The organism is Actinospineispora eucalypti (assembly GCF_039543365.1).
Classification (GTDB): domain Bacteria; phylum Actinomycetota; class Actinomycetes; order Mycobacteriales; family Pseudonocardiaceae; genus Pseudonocardia; species Pseudonocardia eucalypti.
In genome coordinates, this window is the sequence record NZ_BAABJP010000007.1 from 179,387 (window position 1) to 199,498 (window position 20,112).

The window sequence follows — 20,112 nt, forward strand, 5'->3', positions numbered from 1 at the left end:
GCGGACGTCCTGGACGGGCTGCCCGGCCTGGCCGTCAGGCGCGCTTGCGGGACAGCACCCAGGTCCCCGGGCCGACCGCCGCGCCCGGCCCGGCCTTGGGGGTGACGTTGGCGGCGGTGACCTCCTCGCCGCAGTTCGAGCAGCTCACCGTGGGGGTGAACTCGGCGCCGCAGCCGTCGTGCACCAGCCGCACCGGCGGCCCGCCGGGCGGCGTGGCCCAGCGGTTGCCCCAGGCCATCAACGCCATCAGCGGCGGCACCAGCTCCGACCCGGCCCGGGTGAGGTGGTACCCGTACCTCGGCGGCCGCTCCTGGTACTGCCGGCGTTCCAGCACGCCGTGCTCGACCAGGTAGTTCAGCCGCTGGGTGAGCAGGTTGCGGGAGATGCCGAGGTTCTCCGCGATGTCGTCGAACCGGTGCAGGCCCAGGTAGACGTCGCGCACGATCAACGGGCTCCACCACTCGCCGACCACTTCCAGGGTCTGCGCGATGGAGCAGTGCATCTCGGCGAAGCTCGTTCGTTGCACCTGGTCATCTTAAGGGTTGACTCATTGAACTCACCACGTCTAGCGTTCTCGGCGTCTGATAGTTCAATGAAAGGACTCAGTAGTCATGCCGTTCGTCGAGCTGTACGCCCCGAAGGGTGCCTTCGCCTCCGAGCGGGGTCAGGCCGCACTGCGCTCGCTGGTCTCCGAGGTGATGGTCGCCGAGGGCGCGCCGGACAACGAGGCCGCGCGGTCCATCTCCTGGCTGGTGCTGCACGAGCCGGACGCCTGGTTCGTGGGTGGCGCCGAGGTCACCGACGCCGAGCCGCCCCGCTACGTGGCCCGGGTCAGCGTGCCGGCCGGCTCGCTGAACGACGCCAAGCGCGCCGACATGGTGCAACGGGTGACCCGGGTGCTGGCCGGTGCCGAGGAGGACTCGGAGCGCCTCTTCCGCCAGCCGCACGCCTGGGTGCACATCCACGAGGTCCCAGAGGGCAACTGGGGCGCCTTCGGCCGCCAGGTCGGCCTGGCCGACATCGTCTCCCTGGTGGCGGGAGGCACCCCCGTCCCCGCCTAACCACCACCGCCAGCCTGATTCAGTGACTTGAGCACGGTGATTCAGTCAACAGCGTTTACTGAATCACCGTGCCAAACCCACTGAATCACCGTGCCAAACCCACTGAATCACCGTGCCAAACCCACTGAATCACCGTGCCAAACCGACTGAATCGGGTTAGGGGGCGGGGTGCCAGCCTGGGGGGCCGAAGAGGTAGGCGAGGCGGTGGCGCCAGGTTCGGGCGTGGCGGACGTCGCGGGCGATCGCCGCGTACTCGCCGAACTGGAGTTTCAGCAGGTTGTAGGTGTTTACCGGGGTGGTGAGGCCGTAGCGGGGGCGGTGGGTCTCGGCGGCGAATGTGCCGAACAGGCGGTCCCAGATGATCAGGATGCCGGCGTAGTTCCGGTCCAGGTACTCCGGGTCGCTGCCGTGGTGCACCCGGTGGTGCGAGGGCGTGTTGAAGATCAGTTCGATGGGCCGGGGGAGCTTGTCGATCCGCTCGGTGTGCACCCAGAACTGGTAGATCAGGTTGACCGAGAAGCCGGTGTAGACCAGCGCCGGCGGCATGCCGAGCAGCGGCAGGGGCAGCCAGATCAGCGTCTCGAACCAGAGGTTCCACTTCTGCCGCAGCGCGGTGGAGTAGTTGAAGTACTCGCTGGAGTGGTGCGCCTGGTGCGCGGCCCAGACGATGCGCACGCGGTGCGACAGCCGGTGGTACCAGTACCAGAGGAAATCCACGCCGAGCAGCAGGATCGCCCAGGTCCACCAGGCGTCGGCGGGCAGGTGCCAGGGCGCCAGGTAGACGTAGACCGCCGAGTAGCCGACCAGCGAAGCGGCCCGGAACAGCACCGCCACACCCGACCCGATCAGGCCCATCAGCAGGCTGGTCCGGGTGTCCGGCCGCTGGTAGCCCCGCGGCGGCGGGTGGTCCGGGTCGGGGTGTCGCAGCGCGATCATCTCGACCACGATGAGCAGCACGAACACCGGCGCCGCGTGGCTGACCGGATCGTGCAGCTGCGCGAGGATTGAGTCGAGCACGGCGTCACCACCCCGAGGTTTACGCACGGGTAACTTACGCGTCGTCGTCCGTCACCTCAACCCTTCAGCCACTAGGGTCGGGGCATGGATCTCGGAGTTGGGCTGCCCTCGACCATCCCTTCGGCCAGCGGCGCGGACGTCCTCGCCTGGGCGCGGGAGGCCGACGCGGCCGGCTACGCCAGCATCGGGACCCTGGACCGGGTGGTCTACGGCAGCCACGAGACCATTCCGACCCTCGCCGCCGCTGCCGCCGTGACCGAGCGGGTCCGGCTGGTCACCAGCATCATGATCGCGCCGTTCCGGGGGAACGGCACGCTGCTGGCCAAGCAGCTGTCCACGGTGGACAGCTTCGCCGCCGGCCGGCTCACCCTGGGGCTGGCGGTGGGTGGCCGCGCGGACGACTTCATCGCCACCGGCAGCGACTTCGAGAACCGGGGTGAGGTGTTCGACGCGCAGCTGGAGGAACTGGCCGACGTCTGGAACGGCGCGCCCCGGGGCACCGCCGGGCCGATCGGTCCGGCCCCGGTGCAGTACGGCGGCCCGCCGCTGCTCATCGGCGGGATGGGCGCACCGACCTTCCGCCGGCTGGTGCGGCACGGCGCCGGCTGGATCAGCGGCGGCGGTGGCGTAGACATGTTCCGCCAGGGCGCCGACCGGGCCCGCGCGGCCTGGGCCGAGGCGGGCCGCGAGGGCGCCCCCCGGCTGGCCGCGCTGGCCTACTACGCACTGGGAGCGGACGCCCGCCTGCTCGCCGACACCTACATCGGGGACTACTACGCGTTCGTCGGCGACTATTCCTCCAAGATTGCCGAAGGCGCACTGACCAGCGTGAACGCCATCCGGGAGACGGTCGACGAGTTCGCCGAGGCGGGTTGTGACGAGCTGTTGCTCTTCCCCTGCTCGCCGGCCGTGGACCAGCTGCACCGGCTCACCGAAGCCACCCAGGTCGCCGAGGTCTAGTTACAGCTCCGCGGCGAGCTTGTCCACGGCGGTGGCGGTGTCGGTGCCGTCCAGCACGGTCCAGGGGCTCACCCAGCTCGCCGCCGCGAGCCCGTCGTAGGCCTCGGCGCACCGGGCCTGGAGCTCGTCGTCGGACTCGTAGGCGTCCCGGGTGCGGCCGGCGTCGGTGGACTCGCGGTGCGCGGCGCGGGCGGCGGCCACCTCGCTGGGCACCCGCAGCAGCAGCTGCAGGTCCGGTGCCGGGATGCCGAACCGGCCCAGCTCCCGGTCGAGCACCCAGTCGGTGAAGGGGCCGGGGGCGGGCTGGCGCAGCCGGGCGGCGCCGTAGGCCGCGTTGGACGCCAGATAGCGGTCCACCAGCAGCACGTCCGCCTCGGCCAGCGCGGCGCGCAGCTGGTCGGCCGCCTCCCGGCGGTCCAGCGCGAACAGCGCCGCCATGCCGTACACCGAGTCGGCCAGGTCACCCGCCCGGCCGTGCAGCGCGTCGGCGACCAGCTGGCCGTGCACGCCGTCGTAGCGGGGGAAGGCGGCCCGCCGCACCGACCGGCCGCGCGCGGCGAGCGCCCCGGTCAACGCGTCGGCCAGGGTGCGCTTGCCGGCGCCGTCCAGGCCCTCGATGACCACCAACCGTCCCACGCCGAGCAGGGTAACGAGCTACCCCAGCAGCGCCCGCACCGCCGGCCAGCTGGCCGCGAACCCGGGGTGCAGGCGCAAACCCGCCAGCTCGGACAGCGCCACCCAGCGGACGTCCGTGCTCTCCCCGGACAGCACGCCGACCGGCAGCAGCGACGGCGCCCTGACCAGCACGGTGGTGTAGCTCCAGCCGCCGTGGTCGTCGGTGTAGACGCCGCCGACCGGGTAGTCGGCGACGTCCACGCCGGCCTCCTCGAGGGTTTCCCGGCGGGCGGCGTGCTCCGCCGTCTCGCCGGGGCCGCGCGCCCCGCCGAGCAGGCCCCAGGTGTCACCGTGGTGGCCCCACCAGGCGCGGTGCTGCATGAGCAGCCAGCCAGCGCCGTCCGGGGCGTGGTGGGTGAGTAGCAGGCCGGCCGCGCCGTGGATGCCCCAGTGCCGGTGCCCGAGCGCGCAGCGGGCCCAGCCGTCGCCCGGGGCCATCAGCGCGGAACGCGTTGGCTGAGCGCGCACCCAGTTCGGTGCGTGCGGGGCGGCACAGTCAGATCAGTACCGGTAGTGCTCGGGCTTGAACGGGCCTTCCACGTCCACCCCGATGTACTCGGCCTGGTCCTTGGAGAGCTTGGTCAGCTCGCCGCCGAGCGCCAGCACGTGGATCCGGGCCACCTTCTCGTCCAGGATCTTGGGCAGGCGGTAGACGTCCTTGTTGTACTCCTCGTGCTTGGTGAACAGCTCGACCTGCGCGATCGTCTGGTTGGCGAAGCTGTTCGACATCACGAAGCTGGGGTGCCCAGTGGCGTTGCCCAGGTTCAGCAGCCGGCCCTCGGAGAGCACGATGATGGTGTGCCCGTCGGGGAAGATCCACTCGTCGACCTGGGGCTTGATGGTGATCCGCTGGATGCCCGGGTAGGCGGCCAGCGCGGCCATCTGGATCTCGTTGTCGAAGTGGCCGACGTTGCCCACGATGGTCTGGTGCTTCATCGCGGCCATGTGCTCGACGGTGATGATGTCCTTGTTGCCGGTCGTGGTGATCACCAGGTCGGCCTTGTTGACCACGTCCTCCAGCCGGGCCACCTGGTAGCCCTGCAGCAGGGCCTGCAGCGCGCAGATCGGGTCGGCCTCGGTGACGATCACCCGCGCGCCCTGGCCGGCCAGCGCGGCGGCGGCGCCCTTGCCCACGTCGCCGAACCCGCAGACCACGGCCACCTTGCCGCCGATCAGCACGTCGGTGGCGCGGTTGATGCCGTCGATCAGCGAGTGGCGGATGCCGTAGACGTTGTCGAACTTGGACTTGGTGACCGAGTCGTTCACGTTGATCGCCGGGAACAGCAGCTCTCCGCGCTCGGCGAACTGGTAGAGCCGGTGCACGCCGGTGGTGGTCTCCTCGGTGACGCCCCGGATCTCGGCGGCGGCCCTGGTCCACCGCTGGGCGTCGGCGGCCAGCGAGGCGCGCAGCGTGTCCAGGATGATCCGGTACTCCTCGGAGTCGTTGTCATCCGGGTTCGGCACCACGCCGGCCTGCTCGTACTGCACGCCCTTGTGGACCAGCAGCGTGGCGTCCCCGCCGTCGTCCAGGATCATGTTCGGCCCGTCGTGGCCCGGCCAGGCCAGCATCTGCTCGGTGCACCACCAGTACTGCGGCAGCGACTCGCCCTTCCAGGCGAAACACGGCACGCCCGTGGGCTCCTCCTCGGTGCCGTGCGGGCCGACGACCACGGCGGCGGCCGCGTGGTCCTGCGTGGAGAAGATGTTGCACGAGGCCCAGCGCACCTCGGCGCCCAGCGCCACCAGCGTCTCGATCAGCACGGCGGTCTGCACCGTCATGTGCAGCGAGCCGGACACCCGCGCACCGTGCAGCGGCCGGGCCTCCGCGTACTCCCTGCGCAGCGCCATCAACCCGGGCATCTCGTGCTCGGCCAGCCGGATTTCCTTGCGCCCGAACTCGGCCAGCGCGAGATCGGCCACCGCGAAGTCCAGCCCGTTGCGCCGCTGGAAGCGGCCGCCGGACCGATCGGTCTCCGTGGTCGGTGCACTCATGTTGGTTCAGACCCTCCTGGTTGGACGCGTTCCCGGGTTGAACGCTACTACGCCGATCGGACACTCCCGGGGCCAATTCGTCCGGTTGCTGCTCGTGTGCGCGCCATCACGGACGGTGATTCTGGGGAGGAGCGTGTGGTAAATGGGCTACCCATTAGAGTGATGCCGCTACGTCATGCTGTCTACCTAGATGCATTGGGGTGACTCCCGAGTTGAACCTGCCGAGGGCGATCAACGACAACCGGGGTTGGCTCGTGGCCGCCGTCGCCTTGATGTTCATTCTCAGTACCGGGGTGCTCGGCCTGCAGTTGGCCAGCCCGGAGCGGCCCGAGGCCGAGGCCTCGCCCGCTGCCGGGGCCGGGCCGGTGCCCGCCGCCCCGGCCACCGATCCGGCCGCCAACCCGGGCAGACCCGCTCCGGACCCGGCACCTCCCGCCGCGCCGAACGCCGCGGCCCCGGCTCCGGCTGCCCCCGCGGCTCCGGTCCCGGCCGCCCCCGCGGCGCCGAATCCGGCGGCTCCGGATCCCGCCGCCCCGGCGGCGCCGAACTCGGCCGGGACGGCGTCGGCGGTCGCGGTGGAGCGGACCGTCGCGCGGCTGCGGGAACGCGGTTTCACCGCCACCGAGACCAGCGGCCAGGAGGACCGGGACTGCGTCGCGAACTCCTACGGCGGCACGCGGGAGTTCCTGCGCGCGAACCCGTGCGCGGGGTTGCGCCGTTCGCTGCTGGAGGTTCGCACCCCGGACGGCGGCCTCGCGCAGGTCGCGGTGGCCTGGGTGCACATGCCGGATGCCGCCGGCGCCGCCGGGCTGAAGGCCGTGCTGGACCGGGTCGGCACCGGCAACATGACGCCGCTGGGTGGCGCCGCGCCGTTCGCCGGGCGGTACTACGCGTCCACGGCGCGGGACGCGACGGTGGTGAACGCCGAAGCCCGCCCGCTGCAGGGCCGGCTCGACGGGGCCGCGCTGCGCGCCATCGTCACCGCCGCCGCGAGCTAGCTTGATCGTCAGTTGTGGCGGTGCAGCCGCGATTTCCGCTGCTCAACCGCCACAGGAAGCGATCAATGTCAATGCGCGGGCGTCAGTTCCAGGTCAGGAAGCGGTAGTGCAGGCCGGTTGAGGACTCCTGCCACGCTCCGACGGAGTCGGGTGAACGGCCGACGTCCGGTGCGTGCACGTCGCCGTCGAAGGATTCCTGGATCTCGGTGACCACGATCCGGTCGGCGAACGGCAGCGCCGCCCGGTACACCGCCTTTCCGCCGATCACCCACACGTCCCCGGACACCGAGGCGAGGGCCGCCGGCAGGTCGGGGAACGTTTCGACGCCCTCCTGCGGAGTGCCCGAAAGAACCAGGTTGCGCCGGCCGGGCAGCGGCCGGAACCTCGGCGGCAGCGACTCCCAGGTCCGGCGGCCCATGAGGACGGTGGCGCCAGAGGTGAGCGCGCGGAACTGCTTCATGTCCTCCGGCAGGTGCCAGGGCAGCGTGCCGTCGCGGCCGATCACGCCGTTCGCCGACTGCGCCCAGACCAGCCCGATCACACCGCCACCGGTGCCTTGATGGCCGGGTGCGGGTCGTAGCCGCCGAGCGCGATGTGCTCGTAGGAGTAGTCGAAGAGGCTGTCCGCCGGCTCCAGCCGAAGCGTGGGGAACGGCCGCGCGTCCCGCGCGAGCTGGGTGCGGACCTGGTCGAGGTGGTTGTCGTAGATGTGGCAGTCGCCGCCGGTCCAGACGAAGTCGCCGACGTCGAGGCCCACCTGTGAAGCGATCATGTGGGTCAGCAGCGCGTAGCTGGCGATGTTGAACGGCACGCCCAGGAACAGGTCCGCGCTGCGCTGGTAGAGCTGGCAGGAGAGCCGGCCGTCGGCGACGTAGAACTGGAAGAAGGCGTGGCACGGCGGCAGCGCCATCCGGGGGATGTCGGCGACGTTCCACGCCGACACGATGATCCGCCGGGAGTCGGGGTTCTCCCGCAGCGTGCGCAACACCTCGCCGATCTGGTCGATGTGCCCGCCGTCCGGGGTCGGCCAAGAGCGCCACTGCACGCCGTAGACCGGGCCGAGGCCGCCGTCCGGCGCCGCCCACTCGTCCCAGATCGTGACGCCGTTGTCCCGCAGCCACGTGACGTTCCCGTCGCCGCGCAGGAACCACAGCAGCTCGTAGGCCACCGAGCGGAAGTGCACCTTCTTGGTCGTGATCAGGGGGAAGCCGTCAGAGAGCCGGTAGCGCAGCTGGTGCCCGAACACCGACCGGGTGCCCGTGCCGGTGCGGTCCTGCTTGTGCGCGCCCGTGTCCAGCACCTGGCGGAGCAGGTCTTCGTACTGGGTGTCCGGCATGCCGCGAGCCTAGTTGTCGGGCGCGATCGCCGCGTCCAGCACGGTGTGGGCGGCTTCCAGCCGGCCGCGCTCGGCCAGCAGGCCGGCGGGGGCCAGGGCGAAGCCGTCGTCCGTCGCCACCGGGCAGTCCTCGAGCAGTTCGCGCAGCTCGGAGTCGGAGCGCAGGGTCACCCGGATCGAGGCCAGCTCGTTCGGGTCGGGCTGGCGGAACACCCCGCCGGTGAGCACCACCAGGCCCACACCGACCTCGGCCAGCCGCTCCCGCTCCACCCGCAGGTGCCGCCGGACGGCCAGCACCGCTGCCAGCGCGGCCAGCCGGCGGTCCTCCGCCCGGCCGCCGGAGTCGGTCGGCAGGTAGCCGGTCTCCTCGGCCAGCCGGCGGACCGCCGGGGTGAGCAGGTCGGCCTCCACCGGGTCGATCAGTCCCGCGGCCTGGCCGTCGGTCAGGATGCCCTCGGCGGAGCGGCGCATGCCCAGGTCGGCCTCCGAGGTGGAGCGGGCCAGCTCCGGCGGGTCGCCCGGCAGCGCCGAGTAGACGTCCGTGGTGGACGACCCGACGTCCACCGCCAGCACCGCGCCGCCCGGGGCGTCACGCACCCGGACCAGCTCCACCAGCCCCCGGCCGACCGCGCGCGGAGTGGTGTACCGGGCCAGCCGGCGGAACCGGGCGGTGGTGGCCGAACCGCGCCCGCCGACCAGGTGGCCGCCGAGCAGCGTGGCAACGGCGGCGCGCGCCGAACCGGGGGAGACCCGGCCGGTTGCGGGCAGCGCGGGTTCGGCGGTCACCACGTTGCGGGCGGTGGCCCGCAGCAGCGCGAGCGCATCCGCCCGCACCGACTCGTGCACGGAGAGCACGATCGGCGCCCGCACCCGGGCACGGGCCAGCCGGGCGGCGTTGCGCAGCAGGCTCTGCGGGGCGGCCGCACCCACCCCGTCCACCAGCAGCACCACGTCCGGCCGGGCGGCGCGCAGCGCGCGCACCCCGCTCGGCTCCAGCAGCCCGGCCTGCACGTGCACCAGCCGCGCGCCCGAGGAGCAGGCCACCTGGTAACCGGCCTCGGTGCTGGCCAGCCGGTCCAGGCCGACCACGGCCAGGCGCAGCCCGCCGCCGGCGGAGGAACAGGCCAGCAGCTCGGCGCCGGAGTCCTCGCCGGCCGGCCGGCGAGGGGTCAGCGGCCCGGCCAGGCCCACCGCCGAGGCCGCCGCGTGCACCCCCTCCAGCAGGTCCGAGGGTGTCGTCGCCTGCTGGGCGATGCCGCTGGGCTGGCCGCCCGAGTCGATGCCGAGCGCTTTCACCCAGCCCGAGCCCACATCGAGGCAGACGGCGGGCCGGGAGGTCATGGCTCCGCAGGGTATTCGGCCAGAAGCGTTACGTCAGGTATATCAAGCGCGTGCCGACTGACGGTACGGTCTCGCTGAGAAGCTGACCCTTTATTCCCGGCTGCCACAGACGACACCGAGGAGATCACAAATGCTCGGCCTGATGCAGGACCGCCCGCTCGCCCTTCCGCACATCTTCCACCGGGCGGAACAGTTCTTCGGGCACAAGGAGATCGTCACCGCCACCTGGGGCGGCGGTGAGGAGCGCACCACCATCGCGGACTGGGCGGTCAACGTGCGCCGGCTGGCCACGGCGCTGGACCGGCTCGGGATCAGCGAGGACGCCCGGGTCGGCACGTTCAGCTGGAACACCGCCGCCCACCTGGAGCTGTACATGGCGGCGCCGTGCACCGGGCGGGTGCTGCACACGCTGAACATCCGGCTGTTCCCCGACCAGCTGACCTACATCGCCAACCACGCCGAGGACGAGATCATCTTCGTGGACCGGTCGCTGCTCGGGCAGCTGTGGCCGCTGACCGACAAGATGCCGGACGTCCGCCACTTCGTGGTCATCGACGACGGCTGTGACGACCCGGTGCCGGACGACCCCCGGGTGCTGAACTACGCCCAGCTGCTCGCCGAGTCCGAGCCGTTCACCGGCCGGTTCGAGGTCGCGGACGAGAACACCGCCGCCGCGATGTGCTACACCTCCGGCACCACCGGCAACCCCAAGGGCGTCGTCTACTCGCACCGCTCCACCGTGCTGCACTCGCTGATCTCGCTGATCGCGGACGGCCCGGGGCTGCGGGAGACCGACGTGGTGATGCCCATCGTGCCGATGTTCCACGCCAACGCCTGGGGCCTGCCCTACGGCTGCCTGCTGGCCGGCACGTCCATGGTCTTCCCCGGGCCGAACATGACCCCGGGGGCCATCGTGTCCCTGCTGGAGAAGCACAGGGTCACCGCGACCGGTGGGGTGCCGACCATCTGGATGGGCGTGCTGCCGCTGCTGGACGACCACGACCTGTCCAGCCTGCGGGTGATGCTGTGCGGCGGTTCGGCGGCGCCCAAGTCACTGTCCGAGGCGTTCCGGGAGAAGCTGGGCATCCCGTTCCTGCACGCCTGGGGCATGACCGAGACCAGCCCGATCGCCACCATGTACAGCCCGCGCAGCCACCACGCCGAGCTCACCGAGGACCAGCGCGCCGACATCCGCGCGCGCCAGGGCCAGTCGGCCCCGCTGGTCGACCTGCGCCTGGTCGACCCGGACACCGGCGAGGACGTGCCGTGGGACGACGTGCAGACCGGCGAGATCCAGGCGGCCGGCCCGTGGATCGCCAAGGAGTACTACAAGGGCGAGGGCGGCGGCGCGCAGTTCACCGAGGACGGCTGGCTGCGCACCGGTGACGTGGCTGCCGCCGACTCCTACGGGTTCGTCCGGCTGGTGGACCGGACCAAGGACCTGGTCAAGTCCGGTGGCGAGTGGATCAGCTCGGTCGAGCTGGAGAACGAGATCATGGCCCACCCCAAGGTGGCCGAGGCCGCGGTGATCGCCATCCCGCACGAACGCTGGGTGGAGCGCCCGGTGGCCTGCGTGGTGGTCAAGCCGGGGGAGTCGCTGACCGCCGAAGAGGTGATCGAGCACCTGAAGCCCCGGGTGGCCAAGTGGTGGCTGCCGGACGCCGTCGAGTTCATCGACGAGGTCCCCAAGACCAGCGTCGGCAAGTTCTCCAAGAAGACCCTCCGCGACAAGTTCGCCGGCTACAAACTTCCTGGTAGTTAGGGTCCCGCGCCGGAAAGCCGCGCCATGGTCCCGGCGCCCGGGCGACCGCTGGCGGCCGGCGTTCTGGCCGTTGCGTTCTCGTCCGGGGCGGTGGCGCAGTCGCACCGCCCCGGACCGGAGCTGGCGCTGGTTAACTGACTCGGGACACCGGTGGCGACACGCCGCTAGAGCGAGACAGCGGGTGCCCAGGCGAGCGGCAGCGTCCGAAGGCTCCACATGTTGCCGGATTCCTCGGTGATTTGGGCACCTTCCGGGATGTGGTACTCGGGGATGCGCCGGTGCCACTCCCGCAGGGCCACCGCCATCTCCTGCCGGGCCAGATGAGAACCGAGGCAGCGATGCGGCCCCACGCCGAAGGTGAAGTGGCGGTTCGGCGCGCGGTCCAGCTGTATCTGGTCGGCCCCGGCGCGGTCGCGCTCGTCCCGCCCGGCCGAACCGAGCAGGTTCAGTACCACGTCGCCCGCCTTTATCGGGCAGCCCGCGATCTCGGTGTCCCGGGTGGCGACCCTGGGCAGTTGGACGATCGGGAACGCCCGGAGCATCTCCTCGACCGCCGTGGGCACCACCGACGGATCCTGGGTCACCCGCCGGCGGTCCGCGTCGTGCGTCGCCAGGTGCAGAAAGGCGTAGCTCAGCTCGGCGGTGACGGTGTCCAGCCCGGCGACGAACAGCAACACGAAGTACGACAGCAGCTCATCGTGCCGAACCGGTCGCCCGTCGATCTCCCAGTCGAGCGCCGCGCCGATCAGGTCGTCGCGAGACGGCGCGCCCGAGGCCATCTCGGCCCGCCGCTCCTCGATGACCTGGGAGAACAGTTCCACCATCTCGACGCCGGCGGTCTTGCGGCGTGACCCGTCCGGGTCGCTTTCCGCGTCGCCGTGCAGGAACGCGGTCTCCCACCGCATGAAGCGGTCAAGATCTTCGATCGGCAGCCCCATCAGCTCGAGGAAGACGGTGGTGGGGAAGACCTTGGCGAAGTCCTTGACGAAGTCGCACTCCCCCCGCGCCGCGAATCCCTCGATGATCTCGACGCACCGGGACCGGACCTTGGGTTCCATCGCCCTGATCCGGCCGGGGGCGAACAGCGGGACCGCCAGCCTGCGCCAGACGCCGTGCTCCGGCGGGTCCAGGCTCTGCGGGATCAGCGTGACCGGTTGCGGCTTGCCGTAGCCCGGCCCGCCGGTGAAATTGGAGAACGATTCGGTGTCCTGCAGAACCCGGAAGATGTCTTCCTGCCGAGTGGTGAGGTAGAACCCACCGTGCCCGTCGATTTGACCGTTGTCGGGCACGAACAGCACCGGAGCCGAGACACGCAGCTCGTCGGCCACCCGGAAGCTCTCCAGCGGCTTCCGGTCGGACTGCCGGTAGTCGTAGTGGACGATCGGACAGTGTGGGTGGTCGGCCGCGGCGGAGTCGATGGGTGTCTCGACAGACATGGTCCCTCCAGGTCAATGGTGAGTGGGATCACATCCATTCCTAACAGCACGCCGGTCGTAAGAAAAGTGTCACTTGTTATCGTCAGCCCTCGGCAACTAGGCCGTGTTTAAAAAGCCCTCGATCGCGGTCTTCGCGCCCAGGTGGTCCCCGGCCGCGTTGTCGGCACGGCCACGTACCCCGGTACGAGGCCATGCCTCCGCCTTGCCGGAAACCACCTGGATCACGAAGCCCATCGACCGGGACTTCTTAAACACGGCCTAACCCAGCTTGGCGTCCTTGGCGTTGCCGAGCAGCTCCAGCTTCCCGTTGCGCACCTGGTGGATGAAGATCGCGGCTCCGACCACGTTGCCGTTGGGCTGGAACTTGGTCAGCTTGGCCACGCCGGGGAAGCTGACCGTGGCCAGGAAGCTGTTGATCGCCTCCGGGGTGGTGTGACCGGCCTGGACGGCCTTGACGAACGCGGTCGCGGCGTCCGCTCCCTCGCTGGCGTAGACGGCGGGATCGGTGTGGTAGCGGGCGCGGTAGGTGTCGTAGAAGGTCTTCAGTGCGCCCTTGGTCGCCTTGGCGCCGGGCACCGCGCACGGGCAGCCGACGATGGCTCCCTCGGCGGCCCGCTGGCCCGCGCCGGTGACCAGGCCGACGTCCAGGCTGCCGTCACCGGTGACGAAGGTGGCGGTCATCCCGGCGTCCCGGATCTGCTTGAGCAGCCGGCCGCCCTGGGAGTAGTAGCCGCCGAAGAACACCGCGTCCGGCGCGAACGCCTTGATCTTGGCCACCGTGGACGAGTGGTCGGAGGCGGCCTGCGCGAACTGGTCGCGCTCCATCCGCACGCCCTTGGTGCCCAGCTGCTTGCCCACCGCGTTGGCCAGCCCCACGCTGTACTCCTGGTCGTCGCTGACCACGAACACCTTGCGCGGCTTCTTGGCCGCGACCAGGAAGTTGGCGATCGCGGGACCCTGCTCGGCGTCGCTGGCCACCACCCGGTGGAAGTACTTCCAACCGTTGTTGGCCAGGTCCGGGTTGGTGGCCACCGGGGAGATGTTGGGGATCTTCGCCTGCTCCAGGACCGGGTCGGCGGCCTTGGACTCGCCGGAGAAGGTCGGCCCGATCATGGCCACGACCTTGTCCTGGGACACCGCCTTGGTGACCAGTGGAACGGCCTGGTCGGGGCTGCCCTGGCTGTCGTACTCGATCAGTTCGATCTTCTTCGGCGGATTGGTCGCGTTGTAGTCGTCGATCACCATCTTGGCGCCGTTGCGGGGCGGGATGACCAGCCCGGAGCTCTCCCCGGTGAGGTCCCCGAGGAACCCGATCCTGATGGTGTCCGCCGCCCGCGGGGTCCCGGTGCCCCCGCCGCACGCCGACAGCGTCAGCGCCAGGGGCAGCGCGGTGGCCAGCAACAACTTCGTGAAACGCATCTTCGGTGGTCCTCCTCGGTGCTGGGGGCGCCGGACACCCTCGCGCGGCGGGCTTGCGGTGACCTTGCGGCCCGGCCGCGGCAAGCCGATCGCAAGGTCACCGAAATGGACCGCCGTACGGTGAGGTGGCGTGGCGGACGGGCGGAGCAGACAGCCGGGCGAAGGGCGCGGCGTGCTCGAGGGCGCCTTCGCGCTGCTCGAGGTGCTCGGGCGGGGCGAGGAGCTCGGGCTCACCCGGCTGGCCGCCGACGCCGGCCTGCCGAAGGCCACTGCCCACCGCCTGCTCGACCAGCTGGCCGCGCTGAACGCGGTGCAACGCCGGGCGGGCCGCTACCAGCTCGGGCCCCGGATCTTCCGGTTCGGCCAGTCCTGGCGGCCGGCCCAGGAGTTCCGCGCGGCCGCCGCCTCGCCGTTGCGGCGGCTGGCCCGGGCGACCGGTGCGGGAGGTTTCAGCCTGGCGGTCTTCGACCGCGAACGGGTGATGCTGGTGGACGGGGTCGGCCGGGAGGTCAACGAGGTCTTCCCGCTGCGCGCCGGAACCGTGCTGCCGCCGGGGACCGCGCCGGAGCTGCTGTTCGCCGCCTCCTCGCGGGAGCCCGCGGTCCCGGAGGGCTGTTCCGGGCGTGAGTGGGCCCGCCGGGTCGACGCCGCCCGCCAGGCGGACCTGGCCTATGACGAGGAGCGGCGGTACGTGCCGGTGGTGTGCGTGGCCGCGCCGGTGCGGACCCGGGACGGGCGGATCGTCGCGGCACTGGCGGCCAGCACCCTGGACGCCCGGAAACTGCCGGTGCTGGCCGAGGCGGTGCGCCGCACGGCCCCGGTGATCAGCGCCAACCTGCGGTCCCTGACCCGCTGCCCCGGCTCGAACTGAACGCCTGGTCCAGCGGGCGGCGCAGGGAGCGCGCCGACGGCGCCGCCACGTGCGCCAGCCGGAACAGCAGTACCTCGGCCTCATCGGTGCCGGTGTCGAAGAGCCTCCGGTACCGGGTCCGCAGCGCGCGCAACGAAGCGCGTTCGCCCTGGTCGAGGCCCTGACCACCGCCCCGTTCGAGGCGGGCGAACAGGTAGGGCAGCGCGGTCATCGGCTGCAGTGCCACGTCGTGCGCCGTGGCGGCGAGCCACAGCCGCTGCATGGCCCGCCCGCCGCGCAGGTAGCTCTCCCTGGCCGTCCCCGGGACGGTGATCAGGCCGACCGCCGACGCGCCGGCCACCGAGGAGCGGGCCAGGTCCTCCAGCGCCCGGCCACCGCCGAACTCGGACAGGCACGCCATGACCCGCCACTGGCGCAGCACCCGGAACACCGCCTGTTCCGCCCCGGTCAGCTCGGCCGTGGCCAGGTCCAGCCCGTAGGGCCGGGCCCGGGCCTCCTCGGGGGTCCACCGGTAGCCCGCCATGGCGTCCCGGTGCATCGGTTCGTTCAGCAGGCTGAGGCGGTCGCCGGCGCCGATCAGCGCGCCGATCTCGGCCAGTTCCGGCTCGGCGGCCAGCAGCCGCAACCGGCCGCCCGCCTCCGCGCAGGCCGCCTCGAGCAGCGGGGCCAGCCCCGCCCCCAGCGGCCGGCGCGGGCCGCGCCGCCGGTTGGTGGCCCTCCGGCCGACCACCTCGATCGGCACCCTCGGCGATGCCGGCCCCGGGGTGAGGGTGACCGTGCAGACCAGCGCCGGGTCATCGGGATCGGGCCAGGTCCGGGTGTCCGCGCGCAGGCCGAGGTGGGCCGAGGCCAGCTCCAGGTTCTCCGCCAGGGCGCCGAAGGCCACCCAGGTGGCGCCGTGCTCGAAGTCCAGGCTGGGCAGGTCCCGGGCCGGGTCGTGCCGGCACTCCAGCCGGGCCGCGTCGCCGCGCCAGGTGAGTGACCAGGGCTGGGCGTTGTGCGCGGACGGTGCCAGCGTGCCGACCGCGGCGATCCACCGCGCGGCCTCCGCGCAGACCGCGCCCCGCCGGGGTTCCGGTGGCAGGGCCGGCGCGTCGCTTCCGGCGGTCGCCGTGGGGACGGTGGGCGGGGTGTGATGCAGCCCGGCGCCGGGGGCGACCAGCGCGTCCGGGTCCACGTAGTAGCGCCCGGAGGGGACGGGCTCGCCGAGCAGCAGCCGCCGCGCGGTGTCCGCGACCACCGCCCCGCCCAGGGCGACACCGGACGCCAGCTGGGGCCAGGTCTCCAGCGTGTGCCCGACCTCCGGCAGGCAGGCCGCCGCCCGGGTGCTCAGCCGCTCCTCGTCCAGGATGGCCAGCATGAACGGGATCTTGTCCGGGGCGGCGAGGCCGCACAGGTCCGCCGCGCGCACCGAGGGCGCCAGGCCGTGGAAGACCGGCCGGTCCGGCTCCAGGTCGAACCGCTCCACGTCCAGCATGCCGCGATCGCTGGTGTCCATCAGCACGGGGATGCGGTGCGCCCGGGCGCGCTCCCGGATCAGCACCTTGAGGTGCAGGTCGTCGCACTCCTCCACGACCAGGTCCAGCTTCCCGCCGCCGAGCAGGAACTCGTCCACGTTCTCCGGCCGGATGCCGCCGGCCCACCGTTCGATCTCCAGGTAGGGGTCGACGTCGAACATCTGCCGGGCGGCCAGCACCGTCTTCTCCGCGCCCAGGTCGGCCAGCCGGCCCCGGATGCGGTTGAGGTTGGACAGCTCCAGCCGGTCCAGGTCGGCGATCTTGAAAGCCCCGCCGATGCCCTCCAGGGCGAGCGTCACGGCGGCCGCGTTGCCGACCGAGAGGCCCACCACGCCGATCCGGGTGCCGGCCAGCCGGCGCTGCTCGGTGGTGGTGATCTTGTGGCGGTTGCGGGCGGTGCGCAGCTCGCGGTACTCGGCCTCGGGCAGCGTGTGCACCAGCGTCCCGGACCACGGATACCAGACCCAGGTGCCGTGGTCGGCCGGATGCCGGCCGACCAGGAACGCCCACGCCCGCCGTTCCAGCTCGGCGGCGGGGTGGCGGTCGGCGGGCCGGCGGGTGGCGACCAGCGCCCTCAGCTGGTCGGCCAGCCGGTCGTGCACCCGGCGCACCGCCCCCGAGTCGAGCAGCGCGGTGAGCCCGTCGGTGCCGTTCCGGTCGAGGCGGAACAAGGTCGGCCGCCACCCGGCGGCGTCGGCGGAGTCGGCATGGTCGGTGCCGCGGTCGGCCAGGCGGCGGAGTCGTCCGCGCGGATCTTCACTCACATGCGCCTCCTGGGGCATACGGCACAACACCTACCGCACCCGTGACGCGATCGGGTAGCGCCGGTCCGGTGGGTGGACCGCCGCTACCCGGCCGCCTCGGTGGTGGGCATGGTGGGCGGTGCCGAGGAGTCCGGGAGGTGCGGGTTGGTGGTCGTGCGGGCCTGCCGAGTGCTGCGCTTCCCCGGCCGGCTGACCCCTTCGGACCTGGAAGCCGCGGCGGAACCGGTGCGGGTGGAGATCGGTGAACAAGCCCTGCGCGGCATCCGGGACTGCCGGGCCTACGTCGACGAGGTGGTCGCCTCCGGCCGTCCGGTCTACGGCGCGACCACGGGCTACGGGTCGCTGGTCGGCTACCACCCGAGGCCGGACCCCGCCGAGCAGTCCCAGGGCCTGGTCGATTTCCTGGCCACCGGCCAGGGGGAGGCGCTGCCGCCGGCGGTGGTGCGGGCCATGCTGCTGGCCCGCACCTGGAGCCTGGCGCAGGGCCGGTCGGGCGTCCCCCCGTCGGTGGTGAGCGCACTGGTGGACGCGCTGGCCACCCCGCTCGCGCCGGTGGTACCGGAGTACGGGTCGGTGGGGGCCAGCGGGGATCTCACGCCGCTGGCGCACGCGGTCGCCGCGCTGATGGGGCGGGGCGAGATGTTCGTCGGCGCGACCCGGCTGCCGGCGTCGGTGGCGCTCGAGCGGGCCGGGCTGGCCCCGCTGACCCTCGCCGGCCGGGACGGGTTGGCGCTGGTCAACGGGACGTCGCTGACCAGTGCGGCGGCCGGGCTGGCCGGCGCGCGGGCTCTCCGGTCGGTGGCCGCCGGGCTCGCGCTCAGCGCGCTGCTCGCGGAGGTGCTCGGCGCCGGCCACGAGTTCACCTCCGAACGGCTGCTGCGCGCCGCCGGCCACCGGGGCGGCATCGACGCGGCCGGCTACCTGCGCGAGCGGCTGCGCGGCGCCACGCCGTCCGGCCGGCGGCCACTGCAGGAGCCGTACAGCTTGCGCTGCGTCCCGCAGCTGGCCGGGGCGGTGCTCGGGGCGGCCCGGCAGGCCACGGAGGTGGTGACCACCGACCTGAACGGGGTCAGCGACAACCCGCTGTTCTTCCCCGGCGAGGGCGAGGTGGTGCACGGGGGCAACTTCTTCAGCCAGCCGGTCGCGTTCGCCGCCGACCTGCTGTCCATCGTGCTCACCCAGCTGGCCAACCTCGCCGAACGCCAGCTGGACCTGCTGATGGACCCGCACCGCAGCAACGGGCTGCCCGCGTCGCTGGCGGCGGAGCCGGGACGCCAGCACGGCCTCACCGGCGTGCAGATCACGGCCACGGCGATCGTGGTGGCGATGCGCCGCGCGGTCACCCCGGCGGCCATGCAGAGCATCCCCACCAACCAGCACAACCAGGACGTGGTCCCGCTCGGCACCCAGGCCGCTCTGTCCGCGTACGAGCAGGCGCGGAAGCTGCGCTGGGTGCAGGGCTCGCTGGCCGTCGCGCTGCGGCAGGCGGTGCACCTCGGTGGCCGCGAGCCCGGTTCGGCGGCCGGTTCGGAGCTGCTGGCCCGGCTGGCCGAGCGCGTCGACCCGGTCGACCCGGACCGCCCCCTGGACGTGGACGTGCGGCGGGCGGCCGGCGTACTGGACGAGCTGCCCACCGCCCCGTTGGCCGGCTGAGCGGAGCGGAACATGGAACCGACGTCGGGCACCGCCGAGAAGAAGCGCCACCCGACCGCCGAGCAACTGCCCCTGGAGCTGCGGTGCGCCCCCGCCGGATGGCTGGACGAGCCGCGGTGCACCCCCGGCGGGTGGCTGGACGAGATGCGGGAGTTCCGCGCCCGGGTGGCCTGGAACGGCGGGCAGCGCCCGGCCTTCCGGCGCGCCGACGGGGGCTTCCACGATCCCGACCCGCACGACGCGCCGGCCTACCACCTCATCCTGCGGGAACCCCTCGGCGCCCGGATCGTCGGCTGCGTCCGCTACGCCCGGCTGGAGGCGCTGCCGGCCAGCCGCATCCGCGAGATCAACCCGCGCGCCGCGGCCGAGATGGTCACCGCCGCCCGCTGCGCCGACTCCGACGTGCTGGAGGGCGGGCGCCTGATCGTCGATCCGGCCTGGCGGCAGCACGGACTGGCCAGCCACCTGCTGCTGGCCGGCACCGCGCTGGCGCGGGTGCTGGACCGCCGGTTGATCTGGGGCACCGCCGGCGTGCGGGAAGGCCAGGAGCGGGTCTTCCTCCGGCTCGGCTACCGCACCGCCGACGCCCCGCTCGCGCCGGCACCGCACCTCGACGACGACCTGCGGATCATCGTCTGCACGCCCACCGAGGTGCCCGCCGAGATCGAGCCGCTCATCGGGCGCCTCGAGCCGGCGCTGCGGGAGTGGCTAGTCCGCGTAGGTGGTGAAGGCCAGCGGTGAACAGGCGGGCAGGTCCCAGCGCTTCTCCGCGAACAGGGCGGCGGCGACGGCCTGTTGGGGCCCGGTGGTGCGCCAGCCGAGCAGCGCCGGGGCCGCGTCCAGCGAGGTCATCAGGCGGCGCACCCGCCGATCCTGGTCCGGGCCGACCCGGCGGGGGAGCACCTCGCCGATCCGCCCGACCATGCTGACCAGAGCCCTCGGTTCCCCGCCCTCGTCGGTTGCCCGATAGCCCAGCTGCACGGCCTCGGCGACGGTCACCCGCGCGTCCGCCAGCACCTGACGCCGCAGCGTCTCGACCAGATCGCCGTCACCGCCCTCCGGCGTGCCGCCGGGCAGCTGATAGTTCCCGTTGCCGTGGTCGTGCAGCAGTACCCGGCCCACCTGGTCGACCAGCCATCCGTAAACCCGCGCCACGGGCATCCCCGGCGGCACCGGCACCGGACGCCACCGGTCGTTCTCCCCCTCGATCACCGGCGCGACGATAGACCGCCAACCGCGCTCGGCCGGCACGACGAGCCGGGCGGGACGTCGACTCATCCGGGTGTTCACGATCGGGAACGCGGAATGCGA

At 72.5% G+C, this 20,112-nt stretch carries 20 protein-coding genes; 7 read left to right on the plus strand and 13 right to left on the minus strand.

Going from position 1 to position 20,112, the window contains the following annotated elements; translation table 11 throughout:
• Positions 1 to 34: 34 nt before the first annotated feature.
• Positions 35 to 526, minus strand: a complete 492-nt coding sequence (locus ABEB12_RS08360) for a winged helix-turn-helix transcriptional regulator (RefSeq protein WP_185064338.1) — start codon at positions 524 to 526, stop codon at positions 35 to 37.
• 85 nt (positions 527 to 611) lie between these two features.
• Between ABEB12_RS08360 and ABEB12_RS08365 the strand changes: the two genes are divergently transcribed.
• Entirely contained in the window at positions 612 to 1,061 is a 450-nt protein-coding gene (locus tag ABEB12_RS08365; protein ID WP_185064339.1) for a hypothetical protein, read from the plus strand.
• Between the two features lie 156 nt (positions 1,062 to 1,217).
• Here ABEB12_RS08365 and ABEB12_RS08370 read toward each other — a convergent pair whose 3' ends face one another.
• The gene (locus tag ABEB12_RS08370) at positions 1,218 to 2,078 is read right to left on the minus strand and encodes a sterol desaturase family protein (RefSeq protein ID WP_345702665.1); all 861 of its coding nucleotides are present in this window, start codon (positions 2,076 to 2,078) and stop codon (positions 1,218 to 1,220) included.
• An 84-nt stretch (positions 2,079 to 2,162) separates the two neighbouring features.
• Here ABEB12_RS08370 and ABEB12_RS08375 point away from each other — a divergent pair, with 84 nt between their 5' ends.
• On the plus strand, positions 2,163 to 3,038 hold the full coding sequence (locus tag ABEB12_RS08375; protein ID WP_185064340.1) for an LLM class flavin-dependent oxidoreductase: 876 nt from the start codon (positions 2,163 to 2,165) through the stop codon (positions 3,036 to 3,038).
• Here the strand turns inward: ABEB12_RS08375 and ABEB12_RS08380 are convergent, their stop codons facing one another.
• Genes ABEB12_RS08380 through ahcY form a run of 3 tightly spaced genes read right to left on the minus strand, consistent with a single transcriptional unit; the run spans position 3,039 to position 5,705 of the window.
• Positions 3,039 to 3,674 carry a dTMP kinase gene (locus ABEB12_RS08380; RefSeq protein WP_185064341.1) on the minus strand — a complete coding sequence of 212 codons (636 nt, stop codon included), beginning with the start codon at positions 3,672 to 3,674 and terminating at the stop codon, positions 3,039 to 3,041.
• 18 nt (positions 3,675 to 3,692) lie between these two features.
• Positions 3,693 to 4,181, minus strand: a complete 489-nt coding sequence (locus tag ABEB12_RS08385; RefSeq protein WP_345702666.1) for an NUDIX hydrolase — start codon at positions 4,179 to 4,181, stop codon at positions 3,693 to 3,695.
• A gap of 33 nt (positions 4,182 to 4,214) precedes the next feature.
• Positions 4,215 to 5,705: an adenosylhomocysteinase gene (gene ahcY, locus ABEB12_RS08390; protein ID WP_185064342.1), complete on the minus strand. Its 1,491-nt coding sequence runs from the start codon at positions 5,703 to 5,705 to the stop codon at positions 4,215 to 4,217.
• A 200-nt stretch (positions 5,706 to 5,905) separates the two neighbouring features.
• Here ahcY and ABEB12_RS08395 point away from each other — a divergent pair, with 200 nt between their 5' ends.
• Positions 5,906 to 6,703, plus strand: a complete 798-nt coding sequence (locus ABEB12_RS08395) for a hypothetical protein (RefSeq protein ID WP_185064343.1) — start codon at positions 5,906 to 5,908, stop codon at positions 6,701 to 6,703.
• 82 nt (positions 6,704 to 6,785) lie between these two features.
• Here ABEB12_RS08395 and ABEB12_RS08400 read toward each other — a convergent pair whose 3' ends face one another.
• Genes ABEB12_RS08400 through ABEB12_RS08410 form a run of 3 tightly spaced genes read right to left on the minus strand, consistent with a single transcriptional unit; the run spans position 6,786 to position 9,379 of the window.
• Positions 6,786 to 7,244, minus strand: coding sequence for a dihydrofolate reductase (locus ABEB12_RS08400; RefSeq protein ID WP_185064344.1), 459 nt, complete (start codon positions 7,242 to 7,244; stop codon positions 6,786 to 6,788).
• Positions 7,241 to 8,038, minus strand: coding sequence for a thymidylate synthase (locus ABEB12_RS08405; protein WP_185064345.1), 798 nt, complete (start codon positions 8,036 to 8,038; stop codon positions 7,241 to 7,243). The genes ABEB12_RS08400 and ABEB12_RS08405 overlap by 4 nt, the downstream gene beginning before the upstream one ends.
• A gap of 9 nt (positions 8,039 to 8,047) precedes the next feature.
• Positions 8,048 to 9,379 (minus strand): glutamate mutase L, encoded by a 1,332-nt coding sequence (locus ABEB12_RS08410; RefSeq protein WP_185064346.1) that lies wholly within the window; start codon positions 9,377 to 9,379, stop codon positions 8,048 to 8,050.
• A 130-nt stretch (positions 9,380 to 9,509) separates the two neighbouring features.
• Between ABEB12_RS08410 and ABEB12_RS08415 the strand changes: the two genes are divergently transcribed.
• Positions 9,510 to 11,141 (plus strand): long-chain-fatty-acid--CoA ligase, encoded by a 1,632-nt coding sequence (locus ABEB12_RS08415; RefSeq protein ID WP_185064347.1) that lies wholly within the window; start codon positions 9,510 to 9,512, stop codon positions 11,139 to 11,141.
• A 164-nt stretch (positions 11,142 to 11,305) separates the two neighbouring features.
• Here ABEB12_RS08415 and ABEB12_RS08420 read toward each other — a convergent pair whose 3' ends face one another.
• From ABEB12_RS08420 to ABEB12_RS08430, 3 genes are all read right to left on the minus strand, one after another.
• On the minus strand, positions 11,306 to 12,577 hold the full coding sequence (locus ABEB12_RS08420) for a cytochrome P450 (RefSeq protein ID WP_185064348.1): 1,272 nt from the start codon (positions 12,575 to 12,577) through the stop codon (positions 11,306 to 11,308).
• Between the two features lie 96 nt (positions 12,578 to 12,673).
• Positions 12,674 to 12,832 (minus strand): hypothetical protein, encoded by a 159-nt coding sequence (locus tag ABEB12_RS08425; RefSeq protein ID WP_185064349.1) that lies wholly within the window; start codon positions 12,830 to 12,832, stop codon positions 12,674 to 12,676.
• A gap of 3 nt (positions 12,833 to 12,835) precedes the next feature.
• A complete protein-coding gene (locus ABEB12_RS08430) occupies positions 12,836 to 13,996 on the minus strand; it encodes an ABC transporter substrate-binding protein (protein ID WP_185064350.1) in 1,161 nt (386 codons plus the stop codon).
• A gap of 130 nt (positions 13,997 to 14,126) precedes the next feature.
• Between ABEB12_RS08430 and ABEB12_RS08435 the strand changes: the two genes are divergently transcribed.
• A complete protein-coding gene (locus tag ABEB12_RS08435) occupies positions 14,127 to 14,867 on the plus strand; it encodes a helix-turn-helix domain-containing protein (RefSeq protein WP_185064351.1) in 741 nt (246 codons plus the stop codon).
• Here ABEB12_RS08435 and ABEB12_RS08440 read toward each other — a convergent pair.
• Positions 14,821 to 17,148, minus strand: coding sequence for an Rv1355c family protein (locus tag ABEB12_RS08440; protein ID WP_185064352.1), 2,328 nt, complete (start codon positions 17,146 to 17,148; stop codon positions 14,821 to 14,823). The genes ABEB12_RS08435 and ABEB12_RS08440 overlap by 47 nt on opposite strands.
• 72 nt (positions 17,149 to 17,220) lie before the next feature.
• Between ABEB12_RS08440 and ABEB12_RS08445 the strand changes: the two genes are divergently transcribed.
• Both ABEB12_RS08445 and ABEB12_RS08450 read left to right on the plus strand, forming a co-directional pair.
• On the plus strand, positions 17,221 to 18,801 hold the full coding sequence (locus ABEB12_RS08445) for an HAL/PAL/TAL family ammonia-lyase (protein ID WP_345702667.1): 1,581 nt from the start codon (positions 17,221 to 17,223) through the stop codon (positions 18,799 to 18,801).
• 12 nt (positions 18,802 to 18,813) lie between these two features.
• Complete coding sequence (locus tag ABEB12_RS08450) at positions 18,814 to 19,542, plus strand: GNAT family N-acetyltransferase (RefSeq protein WP_185064353.1); 729 nt, start codon at positions 18,814 to 18,816, stop codon at positions 19,540 to 19,542.
• Here ABEB12_RS08450 and ABEB12_RS08455 read toward each other — a convergent pair.
• The gene (locus tag ABEB12_RS08455) at positions 19,510 to 20,013 is read right to left on the minus strand and encodes an NUDIX hydrolase (RefSeq protein WP_185064354.1); all 504 of its coding nucleotides are present in this window, start codon (positions 20,011 to 20,013) and stop codon (positions 19,510 to 19,512) included. The two genes, ABEB12_RS08450 and ABEB12_RS08455, sit on opposite strands and share 33 nt — an antisense overlap.
• Between the last annotated feature and the right edge of the window lie 99 nt (positions 20,014 to 20,112).

Bases quoted from the DNA above. Each gene is read 5' to 3' on its own strand.
- ahcY (WP_185064342.1), bottom strand. From the start codon at position 5,705: ATGAGTGCACCGACCACGGAGACCGATCGGTCCGGCGGCCGCTTCCAG.
- ABEB12_RS08430 (WP_185064350.1), bottom strand. From the start codon at position 13,996: ATGCGTTTCACGAAGTTGTTGCTGGCCACCGCGCTGCCCCTGGCGCTG.
- ABEB12_RS08365 (WP_185064339.1), top strand. From the start codon at position 612: ATGCCGTTCGTCGAGCTGTACGCCCCGAAGGGTGCCTTCGCCTCCGAG.
- ABEB12_RS08420 (WP_185064348.1), bottom strand. From the start codon at position 12,577: ATGTCTGTCGAGACACCCATCGACTCCGCCGCGGCCGACCACCCACAC.
- ABEB12_RS08415 (WP_185064347.1), top strand. From the start codon at position 9,510: ATGCTCGGCCTGATGCAGGACCGCCCGCTCGCCCTTCCGCACATCTTC.
- ABEB12_RS08450 (WP_185064353.1), top strand. From the start codon at position 18,814: ATGGAACCGACGTCGGGCACCGCCGAGAAGAAGCGCCACCCGACCGCC.
- ABEB12_RS08405 (WP_185064345.1), bottom strand. From the start codon at position 8,038: ATGCCGGACACCCAGTACGAAGACCTGCTCCGCCAGGTGCTGGACACG.
- ABEB12_RS08375 (WP_185064340.1), top strand. From the start codon at position 2,163: ATGGATCTCGGAGTTGGGCTGCCCTCGACCATCCCTTCGGCCAGCGGC.
- ABEB12_RS08410 (WP_185064346.1), bottom strand. From the start codon at position 9,379: ATGACCTCCCGGCCCGCCGTCTGCCTCGATGTGGGCTCGGGCTGGGTG.